Genomic DNA, 15,692 nt, shown 5'->3' with positions numbered 1-15,692 from the left:
CTTTCTCATTGGCCGGTGAGGTACACCGGTCCCGCATCAGACGGGAACTCTCCGAGGGAGAACACGACTTGCCCGTATCCGCTCGAACGGTACAGCTCATGCCCGTTGGCATCCGACCACTCAGGGTCGGCAGGCTCACCGAGGTCACTTCAACGATGCTGCGCATCACGCTCACCGGCGCGGCCCTTGACGCCCACACAGACCAGGCCGGTAACGTCACGCCGGCGTTCTCGAGCCCGGGGTTCGACGATGACGTCAGGCTGCTGTTCCCCTACCCGGGAGATCTGACCCCTGTATTGCCTGAAATCGAACACGGGCGAGTCACGTTTGCGCCTGGCCGCCGCCCGATCGCCCGCGCCTATACGGTCCGACGCTTTGACCCCACGACCCGCGAGCTCGACATCGACATCGTGCTTCATGGCACAGGCGTTGCCTCGACGTGGGCGTCGACGGCATCAGTCGGAGATGTCATGTATGTCGTGGGGCCCGGAAAAACCCTCGATCTTCCGAGCGGCGCCGACAACTACCTCATCCTCGGCGACGACACCGCGATCCCGGCTGTCGCGCGGTTACTCGAGCAGCTGCCCGAGCGAGCAACAGGCGAGGTGCTGCTCAGCGTGCCCGGCAAGGAGTACCGATACGAACTTCAAGCCCCCGCGGGCGTACGTGTTCGCTGGATCAATGCGGACGCAGTTGCAAGCCCTACCAGGAGCCCCCTGCTTGTAGCGCTCGAGGCGACAACTCTGCCGCGCGAGAACCTCGCCGTCTGGGTTGCTGGGGAGCAGGCAGAAGTGCGCGAGATCCGGCGCTTCCTTGTGCAGACATGGGAGCTGCCGCGGGCCGCGATCAGTTTCACCGGCTACTGGAAACGCGGGCAGTCAGGCGTTCCCGTGCCTGACGCGTCAGACGCACCCTGAGCCAGCTCAGGCCCTCTTCAGTCGCCAACCACACAGTCTCGAAATCTCAGAACTCGTCCACTCACGAAAGGCAATCATGCCCCTGCGAAGAAATGTTCACTCAACCGCCCTTGTCGGGTCAGCGCTCGCCGCGCTGCTCCTGCTCGTCGGGTGCTCGGCGCCAGCAGCATCCAGCTCGAACGACAGCGCCGCAGCCGAGGCTTCAGAGCTCGTGCCAGCCGCCGAGGGAACTACGTCCTATCCGCTCACCCTCGATAGCCCGTACGGCGAGACAGTACTCAAGGAACGTCCAACACGGATCGCGGCGATCGTACCCAACGGCGTAGATACCGAGCTTCTACTGTCGCTCGGGGTGACTCCCGTGCTCAACTCAAACATGGTCTCCGAGGGCGGCTACCTCGACGCTCACGGCGCGGCTGATCTCAATACCTACGAATATGTGCGGGGCGAGGACGTGCCGATGGAAGCCGTTGCAGCGGCCAAGCCAGATCTCATCGTCACGGTGGGCTGGGTGCCGGGATTTGGCGGCGTGGAGGACATCTACGATCGGCTAGCGAAAATCGCGCCCGTTCTCACCAGCCCGGCGTCCGACCAGCGCATCGTTCCCTGGCAAGAGTCGATCCGGCTGCTCGGCGAGGCCATCGACCTGAGCGACCGAGCAGAAGCTGTGATTGATGAGCACGAAGAACTCTTCTCGGGGATCCGAGAGGCGCACCCAGAGTTCGACGGCAAGACGGCAACGTGGGCGATCTACTACGGCCCGGCGACCGGGCTCCAGTACTTCTCGCAGAACGGAGCAGCGCCCGAGCTCTTCCTCACCGACCTTGGATTCGCCCCGAACCCGGGCGCAGCCGCGTTCGCGAAGGATACGACCGTGAGCGACGAGTTGATCTCGAAGATCGATGCAGACGTGCTGGTGCTCGGGCAGAGCGAGGCCACGACCCTCGAGGAAATGGCTGAGCGCGTGACCGGCACCGACCTGTTCACCAGCCTCGGAGCGGTGAAGTCTGGCAGGTTCGTCCAGCTCCCCCCGAAAACCGACGACGGCGGTGACCTCCTCTGGGCCATCACCAGCGGTGGGCCGATCGGAAACGCGTGGGCGGCCGAACAACTCGTGCCGCTGCTCGCCGAGAAGTTCTAGCAACTCGTCCAAGCTGGGCGCGGCGCCGACGAGGCTCCGCGCCCAGTTTGACCCTACTTCCAGGAACCTAGATGACCTCCCCTGTTCACACTGAGAACGCAGCGCGCCCATTACGTGCCAAGGGCCACGCAACGCAGCGGCGACTTCTCGGAATCGCAGCCCTCATAGCAGCACTCTGCCTCGTGCTCGTGTTGAGCATCACCTACGGCGCGAACCCCGTTCCAATGTCGGAGGTGTGGCGAACCGTGTTCGACTCAGACGGGAGCGAGGCCTCCTCAATCGTCTGGACGCTGCGCGCACCCCGCACGCTCGTTGGGATCGTAGCTGGGGCGGCGTTCGGGGTCGCTGGCGCGCTCATCCAAGCCATCACTCGAAACCCGCTCGCTGACCCTGGGATTCTCGGTGTGAATGCCGGGGCCGGCTTTGCTATCACCGTCGGTGTCGCCGTGTTCGGAGTGACGGGGATCGCCGGGTACGTCTGGTTTTCGTTCGCCGGAGCAGTCCTCGCGACCGTTCTCGTGTACCTCATCGGCGCCTCGGGCAGCGGCAGCGCCTCCCCCGTCACCCTCGTTATCGCCGGTGTCGCGCTCGCGGCAGTACTCACAGCCTTCGCGACGTTCCTCCAACTCATCAACGAGGAGACCTTCCGCTCATTCCGGAATTGGAGCCTCGGCTCGCTCGCTCGGGTCTCTGTATCAGACACACTCACCGTGTTGCCGCTGATTGTTCTGGGTTTGGTGCTCGCTGTCGTCATCTCAGGATCGCTCAACGCGGTCGCGCTCGGAGACGATCAGGCCGCATCGCTCGGGGCAAACATCGCCCGGACACGCACGATCGGACTCATCAGCGTCACACTTCTCGCAGGGGCCGCGACCGCGCTCACTGGAGGCATCGCGTTCGTCGGGCTCGCTGTGCCGCACCTCGTTCGCTGGTTTACGGGACCCGATCAGCGCTGGATAGTCGCGTACACAGCCCTCGCCTCTCCGGTGCTCGTGCTCAGCGCGGACGTTCTCGGACGAGTCGTTGCGCGCCCCGGCGAGATCGAAGCCGGCGTGATGACCGCGGTTCTCGGCGCCCCCGTTCTCATCGCGCTCGTGCGGCGCAGAAAGGCATCCACGTTATGAGCGCGAGTGTCACCCCGGAAAGAACCCCCATCGATTTCGGCTACAGCTCGCGTCAGACTCGCCTTGGCGCGCAAGTCTCGCTTCGCTGGAGTGTTCGCAGTGTCGCGGTCAACGCCGCGCTCGTTACCATCGCTCTCGTTGCTGCGGTGCTCGCGCTCGGCTTCGGCGATTACCCTTTCAGCCCTGCGGAAGTGGTAGCCGCCCTGGCCGGGCAGGGCGACGAGTTCCAGCGCATGATTGTCATCGAGTGGCGTCTTCCCGTCGCCCTCGCTGCGCTCCTCTTCGGTTTACTCCTCGGCATCGGCGGCGCCGTCTTTCAGTCGCTCACGCGCAACCCGCTCGGGTCGCCAGACGTTATCGGGTTTGACACCGGGGCCTACACCGCGGTCGCAATCGCCGTATTGACGCTGGGCACAAAAAACTACTGGGGCGTCGCGTCTGCCGCGTTGATCGGTGGGCTCGCGACAGCTGCGATCGTGTACCTACTGGCTTATCGGCGAGGCGTTCAGGGTTTCAGGCTCATCATCGTGGGTATCGCGGTCTCCGCAATGCTGGGGGCCGTCAACATTTACCTCGTCACCCGGGCAGACATCACCGATTCGATGAGCGTCGGGTTCTGGGCAGCCGGTTCCCTGAGCAGGGTCGGGTGGGAGGGGCTGTTCCCCGCCACGATCGGGGGCCTCATCATCGTCGGCCTCATCGCGACACTCGCCCCCGCACTCAGGCAGCTTGAGCTCGGCGACGATGCGGCGCTCTCTCAGGGCTTGAATGCCAACCGCTCGCGCCCAGCGCTGCTCATCACCGGCGTCGCTGCGACAGCGCTGGTGACCGCGGCCGCCGGCCCGATCGGGTTCGTCGCTCTCGCTGCACCGCAACTGGCCAGACGTCTTGCCGGCACTCCAGGAGTCACCGTCGGCGGCGCTGCCTGCATGGGGGCAGCTCTGCTCACCTGCGCCCACGCACTCTCACTACTGATCGCAGAGCTCTACCGGCCAATTCCCGTCGGGTTGATCACGGTCTGCCTTGGCGGTCTCTACCTGATCTGGCTGCTCATCCGAGAAACGAGAAAATCACTTTGACACACATGTCCCTTCCCAGCCGCGCAAGCGGCGCCCCGGAGACACACACCGAGCACCGGTTGCGAGCCGAGCACCTGGCGCTCGCCTACGACAAGCGCACAATCGCCTCTGACCTCACCGTCGCGATTCCTGATGGCTCGTTTACGGTGATCATCGGCCCGAACGCGTGCGGAAAGTCAACGCTCCTACGTGGACTATCGCGCCTACTCAAGCCCGAAGCTGGGCAGGTGGTACTCGATGGACGCGACATTCACGGTTATCCCGCGAAGGAAGTTGCACGGCGCCTCGGGCTTCTCCCCCAGACCTCGATCGCGCCCGACGGCATTCGCGTCGCCGACCTAGTCGCCCGCGGGAGATTCCCCTACCAAAAGCTCATTCGGCAGTGGAGCCCGTCCGACGAAGCCGCGGTCTCGGAGGCGATGGACGCGACCGGCGTGCACGAGCTCTCCGGTCGGCTTCTTGATGAGCTATCTGGCGGGCAGCGCCAACGGGTGTGGGTTGCCATGGCACTCGCCCAAGAGACTGACGTGCTGCTCCTTGACGAGCCCACTACCTACCTCGACCTCACGCATCAGATCGAACTCCTTGAACTGTTCACCGATCTCCACCGCTCAGGGCGGACGCTCGTCGCGGTGCTCCATGATCTCAACCAGGCCGCACGCTACGCGACCCACCTCATCGCGATGCGAGACGGGGCAATCGTCGCGGAAGGGGCGCCGGCGGCTGTCCTCACCGAAGAACTCGTCGAGCACGTGTTCGACCTCCCATGCAGGGTGGTCCCAGACCCGGTCGCCGGCACCCCGCAGGTCATCCCGCTCGGGCGGACTCATCTGGAAGGTGTGACCGCCGAACGAGAGGCGGTGATATCATGACTGCAGCTGGCAATTCCGAAGGAGTCAGGCGCGAACCGTCGATCGCTTCTGCGCTGACACGCGGCGCGTGGCAGCTCACCATCGCGGTGATCACCGCTGCCGCGAGCGGTCTCGCTATGGTGGGGGCACTGTGGTGCGTCGTTCGCACCGTGGTTTCTCCATCCGTGCCGCTCGCCGCGGCAATATGCGGGTTGTGGGTGCTCAGTGCGCTAGGCGCTGCGCTTTCGTCGTGGCTGGCACACGAAGGCGAGGGGCGGTTCTCGGCCAGCCTCCGCCGCCAGACCGCAACCCACATTGCCGCACTACCGAGCCGAACCCTCTCACGGTACAGCGGAAATGATCTCCGGCGCCTGATCGGAGACGATATTTCGGCGCTGCACCATATGGTCGCTCATCTCCCTTCCGAGCTCACAATGCTTGTCGTCGTGCCCGTCGCGACAATTGGGGCGCTTTTGAGCTTCGCGGGGCCGGTGTCGCTCCTTGCGCTCGTCCCGGGGTTCCTCGCAGCAGCGCACTTCCTGCTCGTCGTCCCGAAACTCTCACGCCGGCACGGTGACCGCAACGCCCGCGTCATGGGCGAGATTATCACCGCGGTCGACGATTACGCCCATGGCATGCAGACCTGTCGAGTGTTCGGCGCAACAAGCGGCGCTGCCGCAGACTACGCCTCCGCCACACGGAACTTCACCGATGGATTCGTGCGCTACGTCCGCAAGGTTGCAACGCTTTCGGCCCTAGCGACCGCGTTTATGCAGGCCGTCGCGACATACGCAATCGCGTACGCGCTGGGCTATTCAGCGGATCCCGAGGCCCTCGCAGCAATGCTCCTGTTCGGACTTGCGATAGTGACGCCCGCGATGCGGCTGGGACACGGCATCGACTACATTCGCACGGGCCGAGAAGCGGCTCACCGGGTGACCGGCCTGTTCCACCAGGCCACTGTCCCAGAGAACTTTGCGGCAGCGGTCGACTCGGGTGCAGTCGCTGAGATCGTTGACGTCACGCTACGCACTGGAGATCGGACACTTGTCGAAGGACTCTCCCACTCCTTTGCTCGCGGAAAAGTGACCGCAATCACTGGGCCAAGTGGCTGCGGAAAGTCAACCCTGCTCCGAGCGATTGCCGGCCTCGACTCACCGGATCGGGGTGAGATCCGCTTCGGAACGAACCCTCTTGGAGCGGCCGAGCGTGCCGTACCACTACTCATCCCTCAAAGTAGCGACCTACTGCCTGGGACGATTGCGGAGAATGTGCGTCTCGGCACCGGTGATGCGCAGCGCACCCAGGTTGTGCGAGCACTGAAGCAGGCCCAATTGGCTGCCAGCCCCGAGACACCCGCCCGCCCGCTATCCGGCGGCGAGCGACAGCGGGTAAACATTGCACGGGCGTTCCTCAGTGATGCATCCCTGATCCTGCTCGACGAGCCAACGAGCGCGCTTGATGACGCCACAGGCCACGCACTCGTCGCCGAGCTGGTGCGCTTTGCGCACGATGAGGATCGCGCCGTCGTGTTCGTCACGCACGACACGCGCATGGCACAACTTGCCGACGAACGGCTCGATCTCGGCGCGGATCACGTCACGGCCTCAGGAGAACTCGCATGACCTCTGCACCTCAACAGCTCAGCCCGGGCTTCCCAACCGTGGTGAAGCGAAAGATTGCCTCGATCTCGCTCGGCTGGGTCCTGGTCGCTTTCACCGAGGCCGCTGCCTACACCACCCTGGGAGCGTCGATTGCGAGGCAGCAGGGCCCGGCCTGGGTCTTGGTCACTGCGGTTGTCGCGATAGCCGTCACGGTCGTGGTCTCGCGAAGCGGGTATATAACCGGCGCAGGCCTCGCCGCGGATCTCTATCGCGCAGTCGGCGAGACCTTCTCACGCGCAAAGCTCTCGTGGTTCACTGAATCGAACCGGGCTCTGGCAGGTGATGTCGCAGGCCGAACCATCCCGTCACTCATGAGCGTTCCTGCGCACCAGCTCCAGACCCTCTTGGTTGCGCCGCTGCTTCCCGTATTGCTGGTCATCGGCGTCTGGATCGTGGGTGATGGGTGGCTCGCCGCGGTCGTTGCCGTACTAATTGGCGTTGCATTCGCGGCACAAGTTGCCGCCCAGCGCTCGCTGGCCCGGGCTGACGCCGCGCGGGGGCGAAGCGAACACGAGGCACATGAGTCTGCCTTCGAATTCCTTGACCACCTCGAGTTGCTTCGATCCGCCCTCGGCAATCGCCACGCAGTTGACCGCCTCACAGACCGCTGGGAAGCGCAAGCGCAAGCGCTACGGAACACTAATCGTGCTACCGCGACCGCAGCTTTTCTCGCTACCGCGGTGAGCGTACTTCCCGTCCTCGGCATCATCCTGTGGGGCGCAGTTACGGGTGGGTATGACTCCTCCGTGCTGCTCGCGACGGCGATTCTCGCGCTGCGCGCGTCTGCCCCGCTCGAAGCGTTCGCGCTTGCTGCTCTCTCGGTGAACGACCTACGTCACGCCGTCACCCGGCTCGGTACGATCGTCAATGCCCCAGATCTACCTGAGCCATCGCGTCCCGGTGCCATTCGCGGCCACGTCATCGAGTTCGAACGGCTTTCGCACTCGCCCGTCCTCAGCGATGTGTCTGCGGTACTCCCCGAGGGATCGACCGTCATTGTGGAGGGCCCCACTGGGAGCGGGAAAAGCACCCTGCTTAGTTTGCTGTTGCGGTTTGACGATCCTGACGAGGGTCGGGTGCTGCTCGGCGGCGCAGATCTCAGGGACATGCACCACGCACAGCTCATGGAGCATGTTGCGTATGTACCGCAGCATCCGGATGTGTTCTCCGGCACCCTTGCGGAGAACATCCGCCTCGGCGACCCTGCCGCAAGCGACGATGCAGTCATCGATGCTGCGCGCAGGGCGGCACTCGGCGAGGTGATCGCCCGCTCCCCGTTGGGCGTGCACCAGGAAGCCGGTCACCGCGGAGCCAATCTCTCAGGAGGTGAACGCCAGCGCGTTGCGATTGCTCGGGCGCTACTCAAGAATGCACCGGTATTGGTGCTCGACGAAGCCACGTCGGCGTTGGATGCTCAGGCTGAGCGCACTGTCGTAGAGTCGATCGCTGCGACACGCGGCACGGTCGTCCTCGTGACGCACCGATCGTCTGAGATCTGGCAGCCGTCGCTTCGCATCACGCTTTCAGGCGAGAGTGACCGACCTCACGCGTAGTGAGCAGCCAACACGACCTGATTTAACGCGAAAAGCCCCGGATGACCGGGGCTTTTCTGTGGCTGGGATACCAGGACTCGAACCTAGAATGACGGTACCAGAAACCGTAGTGTTGCCAATTACACCATATCCCACTGTGGCTGTGGCCACTCTTTCGAGCGCCGCACCAAGAGATTACTTTACCCGGTTTCCCCACGGAACTCAAAACCGGCCCGGCGACTCGCGGCCGCCGGGCGCGCCGCGCCTCAGCCGGTGATGCGCTCGCGCACGAGCGGCCCGGGCGCGTGGGCTCCCGGAGCTGCTTCCGCGTCGATCTCCCAGGCGCCTTCGAGCGCCTCGAGCGCGCGCGGGAACCTGGCGGCGTCTTCCGCAGCGAGCGTGAACAACGGCTGGCCTGCGACGACCGCGTCGCCGGGCTTCGCGTGCAGGTCGATACCGGCCGAGTGGATAACGGGATCCTCAGCCCGCGCACGCCCCGCCCCGAGGCGCCAGGCCGCGATGCCGAACGGGAGCCCCTCAAGCTTCGACATCACGCCCGAGACGGGAGCGGTGACGACGTGGGTCTCGCGCGCGACCGGGAGCGCCGCGTCGGGGTCGCCGCCCTGAGCGGCGATCATCTTGCGCCAGGAGTCCATCGCCCTGCCGTCGTCGAGGGCTCCTGCGACGTCGGCGTCAGGCAGTCCGGCGAGGGCGAGCATCTCCTGCGCGAGCGCGATCGTAAGCTCGCGCACGTCTGCGGGACCGCCACCGGCAAGCACCTCAACGGACTCACGCACCTCGTTCGCGTTGCCGATCGTCAGGCCGAGCGGCACGTTCATGTCGGTGAGCAGCGCCGACGTCTTCACCCCGGAGTCGGTGCCGAGCGCAACCATCGTCTCGGCGAGTTCGCGCGCCATCGCGTAGTCCTGCATGAACGCGCCAGAGCCGAACTTCACGTCGAGCACGAGCGCGCCGGTCCCCTCCGCGATCTTCTTCGACATGATGCTCGACGCGATGAGCGGGATCGAGTCGACCGTGCCTGTCACGTCGCGCAGCGCGTAGAGCTTCTTGTCTGCCGGCGCGAGGCCCGACCCGGCGGCGCAGATCACCGCGCCGACGTCGCCGTCGAGCTGCGCGAACATCTCGTCGTTCGACAGCGCCGCGCGCCAGCCGGGGATCGCCTCGAGCTTGTCGAGGGTGCCACCCGTGTGTCCGAGGCCGCGCCCCGACAGCTGCGGCACGGCGACGCCGAACGACGCGACGAGCGGCGCGAGCGGCAGCGTGATCTTGTCGCCGACGCCGCCGGTCGAGTGCTTGTCCACGGTCGGCTTGGAGAGGCCCGCGAAGCTCATCCGCTCACCCGAGTCGATCATGGCGTCGGTGAGCACGCGGATCTCGTCTCGGGCCATCCCGCGCTGGTAGATCGCCATCGCGAACGACGCCATCTGCGCGTCGGAGACGTAGCCCCGGGTGTACGCGTCAACCATCCAGCGGAGCGCCGGCTCGGGCACCGCTCCCCCGTCGCGCTTCGCGCGGATCACGTCTACGGCGTCAAATGGCTCAACACTCACGATGGTTCCTTCCAGTGGGGTGTGGGGTCAGGTCGCCTCGGCGACGCGCTCGAGGTCGCGCGGGCCGAACGCGTCGGGCAGCACCTCGTCGATCGTGCGGATGCCCGACACGGTCTCGAGCAGCATGCCCTCGGCAGAGTGTTCGTACAGGAGCTGACGGCAGCGTCCGCACGGCATGATCGTCTCCTCGGCGCGGTTCACGCAGACGAACGCGACGAGCTTGCCGCCGCCGCCCATGTGGAGGTCGCCGACGAGGGCGCACTCGGCGCAGAGCGTCAACCCGTACGAGGCGTTCTCAACATTGCAGCCCGAGACAATCCTGCCCGAGTCGGTAAGCGCGGCGGCCCCCACCGGGTAGTTCGAGTACGGCACGTAGGCGTGGTCGAGCGCCGCGACCGCGGCGGCGCGGAGCCCCGCCCAGTCGACTCGGTGATCGTGTGCTGTCACGGCCGTTATCCCTTCACGTAGGGCTTGCCGCTCGCGGCGGGCGCCCGCGACTTGCCGGAGAATCCGACGACCGCGAGGATCGTCACGACGTACGGCAGCATCGACATGAACTCGGACGGGATCGGCGAGCCGAGGTTGTTCAGCAGCGTCTCGAGGTTCTTCGTAAAGCCGAAGAGCAGCGCAGCGAGGGTCGCCCGCCACGGATCCCAGCCGCCGAAGATCACCGCGGCGAGAGCGATGAAGCCGAGACCGCCAGCCATCTCCTTGTCGAACGCCCCGACGGAGCCGAGCGTGAAGTAGGCGCCGCCGATGCCGGCGATCGCGCCAGCGAGCAGCAGGTTCCAGAACCGCGTCGGATTCACCTTGATGCCCACGGTGTCGGCCGCCTGCGGGTGCTCGCCGACGGCGCGGAGGCGGAGGCCCCAGCGGCTGCGGTAGAGCGCCCACGTGACGAGCGGCACGATGATGTAGGCGAGGTAGACGATGAGGGTCTGGTTGAAGAGCACCGGTCCGAGGATCGGGATCTCGCTGAGCCCCGGGATCGCCCACCGCGGGAAGCGCGGCGGCGAGTTCAGAGTCGCCGCGTTCGGCTGCAGCAGCGCGCCGTGGAGGAAGCTCGTGAGGCCGGTGATGAGCACGTTGAGCACGACACCGACGATGACCTGCGTGACGACGTAGGTGATCGAGAACACGGCGAGGATCGCGGCGACCAGGGCGCCCGCAATGAGCGCGCCGATGAGGCCGGCGACGTAGGATCCGGTGATCGAGGCGATGAGCGCGCTCGTGAACGCGGCGAACAGGAACTGCGCCTCGATCGCGACGTTGACGACGCCCGCGCGCTCGCCGATGACGCCTCCGAGGGCGCCGAAGATCAGCGGCACCGACAGCGACAGCGCGCCGAACAGCAGCCCCGTCACGGGGACGACGCCACCGGCGGCGGACCAGGTGAGGAACAGGAAGATGCCGACGATCGCGAAGACCACGGTGAACCACAGCGGGATGCGCTTGTACTGGGCGGAGAAGACGAACGTCAGCGCCGCCATCACGGTCAGGATCAGCGCGCACGCGATGACGGTGCCCGCCGTCGGCAGCGCGACGTCAGGCAGCTGCAGCGACTGGGTGCGGTCGGAAAGCCGGAACGTGCTCTCCCCCGCGCGCGAGCCGGGGAACGCGAGCAGGAGCCCGATCGCCGCGACGATCGCGAACGCGATCGGCGCCTTCAGGCTGCGGGTGCGGACGACGCCAGCGCCGTCGACGACGACCTGGGTGCCGGTGAGTTCGTGGACCGCGCTCATGCCGATGCCCCCTTCTGCTGGAGTGCGTGCACTCGGTCAAAGCGCTTGAGCCCGAAGACGGTGCGCACGAGCGGCGGTGCCGCGATGAACAGCACGATGAGCGCCTGCACGACGAGCACGATGTCGACGGGGATCTTCTCAGCGATCTGCATCGTGAAGCTGCCGGCCTTGAGCGCGCCGAACAGCAGGCCAGCCCAGACGACGCCCCACGCGCGTGAACGCCCGAGCAGCGCGACGGTGATCGCGTCGAAGCCGATGCCCGCGTCGATGTGGCTGCCGAAGCCCGTCGTGATCGTGCCGGCGATCTGGTTCGCGCCGGCGAGACCGGCGAGACCGCCCGCGATCGCCATCGCGTAGAAGATGATCCGCTCGACCTTGATGCCCGAGGCGCGGGCCGCGTGCGGGTTCTCGCCGACGGCGCGCATGCGGAAGCCGAGCGACGAGCGCTCCATCAGCCACCAGACGAAGCCGGCCGCGAGCAGCGCGACGATGAAGCCCCAGTGCGTCGTCAGCGGCGCGCCGAACAGCAGCGGGAACTTCGCGCTCTCCGGGGTGACCGGCGAGATCGGCTGGTTGCCGCCCGGGCGCATGAGCAGCCCAGGGGTCGACAGCAGCCACGCGATGAAGTAGAACGCGACGAAGTTCAGCATGATGGTGAGGATCACCTCGTGCGCGCCGGTGCGTGCCTTGAGGAAGCCGACGAGGCCGCCCCAGATGACGCCGCCAGCGATGCCCGCGATGATGACGAGCGGCAGGTGCAGCGCGAACGGCAGGTCGACGCCGAACATCACGAAGCCGGAGGCCGCCGCGCCCATGAGCATCTGGCCGCGGCCACCGATGTTGAACAGGCCGACGCGGAACGCGAGGCCGACGCCGAGGCCGGCCATGATGAGCGGCGTGGCGAAGTTCAGCGTGTCGGACAGCGGCTTGATCGCGCGGAGGAAGCTCGGCGCCTCGTAGTTGAAGATCGAGCCGCGGAAGAGCGCGGCGTAGCCGCCGGAGATCGCATCCCAGAGCGCGACGAACGTGTCCGCTGGGCGCTGGAAGAAGTAGCCCGCTGCCTCAATGACCTTGGCATCGGTGAACGCGATGAGCAGGCCGCCGATGAGCATCGACAGGACGATCGCGAGCACTGTCGTCGTCACTGAGCTCGACAGCAGCTCCGTGATGAGTTTGTTCTGCGGCGGGCGTTCCGCCGTCGCGGGCTTCGACCCTGCGGGCTGCCCGTTCGTGTCAATTGTCGGTGCGCTCACGCCGCGACTCCTTCGGGGGTTTCGCCGGCCATCATGAGGCCGAGGGTTTCGCGCGAAGCGTTGCCTGGAACGATGCCGATGATCGTTCCCTTGTACATCACGGCGATGCGGTCCGCGAGTGCGGAGACCTCGTCGAGCTCGGTTGAGACGAGCACGACCGGGACGCCGGCGTCGCGCGCCTCAACGATCCGGGTGTGGATGAACTCGATCGAGCCGACGTCGACGCCGCGCGTCGGCTGCGAAGCGACGAGCAGGTTCAGCGGCCGGCTGAGCTCGCGGGCGATCACCACCTTCTGCTGGTTACCGCCCGACAGGCTGCCTGCGAGGGCGTCCGGGCCCTGCGTGCGGATGTCGTATTCGGCGATCTTGGCCTCGGCGAAGTCGGTGAGGACGCCGCGCCTGACAGTTCCGGCCTTCACGAACTCGGGGTCGCTCGTGCGGTTCAGCATGAGGTTCTCCGCGACGGAGAACGTTCCGACGAGGCCGTCCTCGATCCGGTCCTCCGGCACGAACCCGACGCCGTCGTCGATAATCTGCTTCACGGGCTTGCCAACGAGCGACGTCCCGTTGAGGGTGATGTCGCCCGACGTGAGCTGCTGCAGCCCGACGAGCGACTCGGTGAGCTCGGTCTGGCCGTTGCCCTGCACGCCCGCGATCGCGAGGATCTCGCCGGGGCGAACCTCGAGGTTCACGCGGTCAACGACGATGTGGCCCGTGCTGTCGGCGATCGTGACGTCCGTGAGCCGCAGCCCGCCGTCGCCAACCTTCGGCGCGTCCTTCTGGACGGTGAGCTCGACGGCGCGGCCGACCATCAGCGAGGCGAGCTCGTTCGTCGAGGACTCGGGCGAGGCCTCGGCGACGACCTTGCCGTGGCGGATGACGGTGATCCGGTCGGCGACCTCGCGGACCTCGCGAAGCTTGTGCGTGATGAACACGATCGCCGTGCCCTCGCTGCGCAGCTGGCGCATGATCTGCATGAGCTCATCGGTTTCCTGCGGCGTGAGCACGGCAGTCGGCTCGTCGAACACGAGCACCTTCGCATCGCGCGACAGCGCCTTGATGATCTCGACGCGCTGCTGCACGCCGACGGGTAGGTCTTCGACGACGGCGTCGGGATCGACCTCGAACCCGAAGCGGTCGGCAACCTCGCGCACGTGGGCGCGTGCGCTCGCAAGGTCGAGTGCGCCGGCGAACTTCGTGCTCTCGTGTCCGAGCATGACGTTCTCGGCGACGGTGAACACCGGGACGAGCATGAAGTGCTGATGCACCATGCCGATGCCGGCGGCCATCGCGTCGCCCGGCCCCTTGAAGTGCTGCACGGCGCCGTCGACGACGATCTCTCCCTCGTCAGGCTGGTACAGCCCGTAGAGCACGTTCATCAGTGTGGACTTGCCGGCGCCGTTCTCACCCAGCAGGGCGTGAATTTCTCCGGGTCGCACCTCGATTGAGATGCGGTCGTTCGCGGTGAATGATCCGAATCGCTTCGTGATCCCGCGCAGTTCGAGCGTCATGCCGTAAATCTATCCAAGTTCGTTTCTCTGGGGTAGTGCGGCGGCACAACCCCTGGTGAATCCACGATGGCGGGCCGGTGAGCGATCAGAGATCGCCCACCGGCCCGCCATCACAGTGCCTTACGGCGAAGAGGGCGACTCAACCTTGATCGAGCCGTCGATGATGCCGGCCTTGATCTCGTCGAGCTGCTTCTGCAGGTCTGCGGGGACCTTGTCGGCGAAGTCGTTGAACCCGGAGAGGCTCACGCCGTCGTTCTCGAGTACACCAACGAACGGCTCAGCGCTGAACTTGCCCTGAGCGGCCTCCATCACTGCGTCGTACACAGCGATGTCCATGCTCTTCATGATCGAGGTGAAAAGGATGTCCTGCACCTTCGGGTCGGTCTGGTAGACGTCGGCGTCAACGCCGACGAGCTTCGCGGTGCCGCCGGAGTCGCGGATCGCCTCACCAGCCGACTGGTAGATCGGGCCGCCGACGGGGAGCAGCACGTCTGCGCCCTGGTCGAGGATGCCCTGTGCCATCTGCTTCGCGGTGTCGTTCGCGGCGAACTCGCCGGTGAACTGGCCGTCCTGCTTCGCGACGTCCCAGCCGATGACCTTGACGTCCTTGCCGTTCTCCTTGTTGAAGTAGTCGACGCCGTCCTGGAAGCCATCCATGAAGATGGTGACCGGCGGAATCTTCGCGCCGCCGAAGGTGCCGACGGTGCCGGTCTCCGAGACGGCTGCCGCCGCGTAGCCGCCGAGGAAGGCTGCCTGCGCCGTGTCGAACACGAGCGGCTTGATGTTCGGCGCGTCAGTCTCGCCGTCGAAGTCGTTGTCAGCCCAGTCGTCGATGATCGCGAACTGCACGTCGGGGTTCGCCTTCGCCGCGTTCACCGTCGGCTCCGAGAGCATGAAGCCCACCGAGACGATGAAGGTGCAGCCTGCGTCAACGAGGCCGCTGAGGTTCGATGCGTAATCGCTCGCGCTCTTCGACTCGGTCTCGCCGGCCTCAACCTCGAGCTCTTCGGCAGCCTTGGTCAGGCCCTCGTAGCCGAGCTGGTTGAACGACTTGTCGTCGAAGCCGCCCTCGTCCGACACCATGCAGGGCTTGAAGCCGGCAACGGCCTCTGCGCCGCCGCTTTCGCCGCCAGCCTCGGGTGCCTGGCCACACGCCGAGAGGCCGAGCACGAGCCCCGCCGCGGCGGTGAGGCCGAGCATCTTCTTAGTTGTTGAGATGGTCAATGGTTAACCCCCATGGATGAGCGCCCGCGCCTGCCGCGGGCGAATGAGATTCATTAGTGTATTCCTACAGCACGACAGCCTTC

The 15,692-nt window shown here is 66.0% G+C and carries 13 protein-coding genes and 1 tRNA gene; 7 read left to right on the top strand and 7 right to left on the bottom strand.

All coding sequences use genetic code 11. The features are described 5' to 3' along the window. The first annotated feature begins 98 nt into the window (after nucleotides 1-98). The 7 genes from BJ960_RS05980 to BJ960_RS05950 all read left to right on the top strand — a co-directional run bounded on the left by BJ960_RS05980 (nucleotide 99) and on the right by BJ960_RS05950 (nucleotide 8,329). Nucleotides 99-917 carry a siderophore-interacting protein gene (locus BJ960_RS05980; RefSeq protein WP_237463641.1) on the top strand — a complete coding sequence of 273 codons (819 nt, stop codon included), beginning with the start codon at nucleotides 99-101 and terminating at the stop codon, nucleotides 915-917. A 76-nt stretch (nucleotides 918-993) separates the two neighbouring features. Beyond that, nucleotides 994-2,058 (top strand): ABC transporter substrate-binding protein, encoded by a 1,065-nt coding sequence (locus tag BJ960_RS05975; RefSeq protein ID WP_185986616.1) that lies wholly within the window; start codon nucleotides 994-996, stop codon nucleotides 2,056-2,058. 71 nt (nucleotides 2,059-2,129) lie between these two features. Then, a complete protein-coding gene (locus tag BJ960_RS05970) occupies nucleotides 2,130-3,182 on the top strand; it encodes a FecCD family ABC transporter permease (RefSeq protein WP_185986615.1) in 1,053 nt (350 codons plus the stop codon). Beyond that, entirely contained in the window at nucleotides 3,179-4,261 is a 1,083-nt protein-coding gene (locus tag BJ960_RS05965) for a FecCD family ABC transporter permease (protein ID WP_185986614.1), read from the top strand. Before BJ960_RS05970 ends, BJ960_RS05965 begins: the two co-directional genes overlap by 4 nt. A 5-nt stretch (nucleotides 4,262-4,266) precedes the next feature. Beyond that, complete coding sequence (locus BJ960_RS05960) at nucleotides 4,267-5,133, top strand: ABC transporter ATP-binding protein (RefSeq protein WP_185986613.1); 867 nt, start codon at nucleotides 4,267-4,269, stop codon at nucleotides 5,131-5,133. Beyond that, nucleotides 5,028-6,737: an ATP-binding cassette domain-containing protein gene (locus BJ960_RS05955; RefSeq protein ID WP_307814682.1), complete on the top strand. Its 1,710-nt coding sequence runs from the start codon at nucleotides 5,028-5,030 to the stop codon at nucleotides 6,735-6,737. The genes BJ960_RS05960 and BJ960_RS05955 overlap by 106 nt, the downstream gene beginning before the upstream one ends. Further along, nucleotides 6,734-8,329 carry an ATP-binding cassette domain-containing protein gene (locus tag BJ960_RS05950; protein ID WP_185986611.1) on the top strand — a complete coding sequence of 532 codons (1,596 nt, stop codon included), beginning with the start codon at nucleotides 6,734-6,736 and terminating at the stop codon, nucleotides 8,327-8,329. Before BJ960_RS05955 ends, BJ960_RS05950 begins: the two co-directional genes overlap by 4 nt. Nucleotides 8,330-8,388: 59 nt before the next feature. Here the strand turns inward: BJ960_RS05950 and BJ960_RS05945 are convergent. The 7 genes from BJ960_RS05945 to BJ960_RS05915 all read right to left on the bottom strand — a co-directional run bounded on the left by BJ960_RS05945 (nucleotide 8,389) and on the right by BJ960_RS05915 (nucleotide 15,609). Next, nucleotides 8,389-8,463, bottom strand: a tRNA-Gln gene (locus BJ960_RS05945). 111 nt (nucleotides 8,464-8,574) lie between these two features. After that, nucleotides 8,575-9,882, bottom strand: a complete 1,308-nt coding sequence (locus BJ960_RS05940; RefSeq protein ID WP_185988176.1) for a thymidine phosphorylase — start codon at nucleotides 9,880-9,882, stop codon at nucleotides 8,575-8,577. A 24-nt stretch (nucleotides 9,883-9,906) separates the two neighbouring features. Continuing rightward, nucleotides 9,907-10,326: a cytidine deaminase gene (locus BJ960_RS05935; RefSeq protein WP_372430597.1), complete on the bottom strand. Its 420-nt coding sequence runs from the start codon at nucleotides 10,324-10,326 to the stop codon at nucleotides 9,907-9,909. A gap of 5 nt (nucleotides 10,327-10,331) precedes the next feature. Next, on the bottom strand, nucleotides 10,332-11,621 hold the full coding sequence (locus BJ960_RS05930) for an ABC transporter permease (RefSeq protein WP_185986610.1): 1,290 nt from the start codon (nucleotides 11,619-11,621) through the stop codon (nucleotides 10,332-10,334). Then, nucleotides 11,618-12,874 (bottom strand): ABC transporter permease, encoded by a 1,257-nt coding sequence (locus BJ960_RS05925; protein WP_307814681.1) that lies wholly within the window; start codon nucleotides 12,872-12,874, stop codon nucleotides 11,618-11,620. The genes BJ960_RS05930 and BJ960_RS05925 overlap by 4 nt, the downstream gene beginning before the upstream one ends. Then, on the bottom strand, nucleotides 12,871-14,385 hold the full coding sequence (locus tag BJ960_RS05920) for an ABC transporter ATP-binding protein (RefSeq protein WP_185986609.1): 1,515 nt from the start codon (nucleotides 14,383-14,385) through the stop codon (nucleotides 12,871-12,873). Before BJ960_RS05920 ends, BJ960_RS05925 begins: the two co-directional genes overlap by 4 nt. A gap of 120 nt (nucleotides 14,386-14,505) precedes the next feature. Next, entirely contained in the window at nucleotides 14,506-15,609 is a 1,104-nt protein-coding gene (locus tag BJ960_RS05915; RefSeq protein ID WP_185986608.1) for a BMP family lipoprotein, read from the bottom strand. Between the last annotated feature and the right edge of the window lie 83 nt (nucleotides 15,610-15,692).

Origin of the sequence: Leucobacter aridicollis (assembly GCF_013409595.1) — a bacterium.
GTDB classification, from domain to species: Bacteria; Actinomycetota; Actinomycetes; order Actinomycetales; family Microbacteriaceae; genus Leucobacter; species Leucobacter aridicollis.
This window is presented reverse-complemented; position numbering and strand designations above follow the sequence as displayed.

What these genes read in the sequence shown, in the direction of transcription:
- BJ960_RS05980 (WP_237463641.1), top strand. Translation starts at nt 99, where the DNA reads ATGCCCGTTGGCATCCGACCACTCAGGGTCGGCAGGCTCACCGAGGTC.
- BJ960_RS05975 (WP_185986616.1), top strand. Translation starts at nt 994, where the DNA reads ATGCCCCTGCGAAGAAATGTTCACTCAACCGCCCTTGTCGGGTCAGCG.
- BJ960_RS05970 (WP_185986615.1), top strand. Translation starts at nt 2,130, where the DNA reads ATGACCTCCCCTGTTCACACTGAGAACGCAGCGCGCCCATTACGTGCC.
- BJ960_RS05965 (WP_185986614.1), top strand. Translation starts at nt 3,179, where the DNA reads ATGAGCGCGAGTGTCACCCCGGAAAGAACCCCCATCGATTTCGGCTAC.
- BJ960_RS05960 (WP_185986613.1), top strand. Translation starts at nt 4,267, where the DNA reads ATGTCCCTTCCCAGCCGCGCAAGCGGCGCCCCGGAGACACACACCGAG.
- BJ960_RS05955 (WP_307814682.1), top strand. Translation starts at nt 5,028, where the DNA reads ATGCAGGGTGGTCCCAGACCCGGTCGCCGGCACCCCGCAGGTCATCCC.
- BJ960_RS05950 (WP_185986611.1), top strand. Translation starts at nt 6,734, where the DNA reads ATGACCTCTGCACCTCAACAGCTCAGCCCGGGCTTCCCAACCGTGGTG.
- BJ960_RS05930 (WP_185986610.1), bottom strand. Translation starts at nt 11,621, where the DNA reads ATGAGCGCGGTCCACGAACTCACCGGCACCCAGGTCGTCGTCGACGGC.
- BJ960_RS05920 (WP_185986609.1), bottom strand. Translation starts at nt 14,385, where the DNA reads ATGACGCTCGAACTGCGCGGGATCACGAAGCGATTCGGATCATTCACC.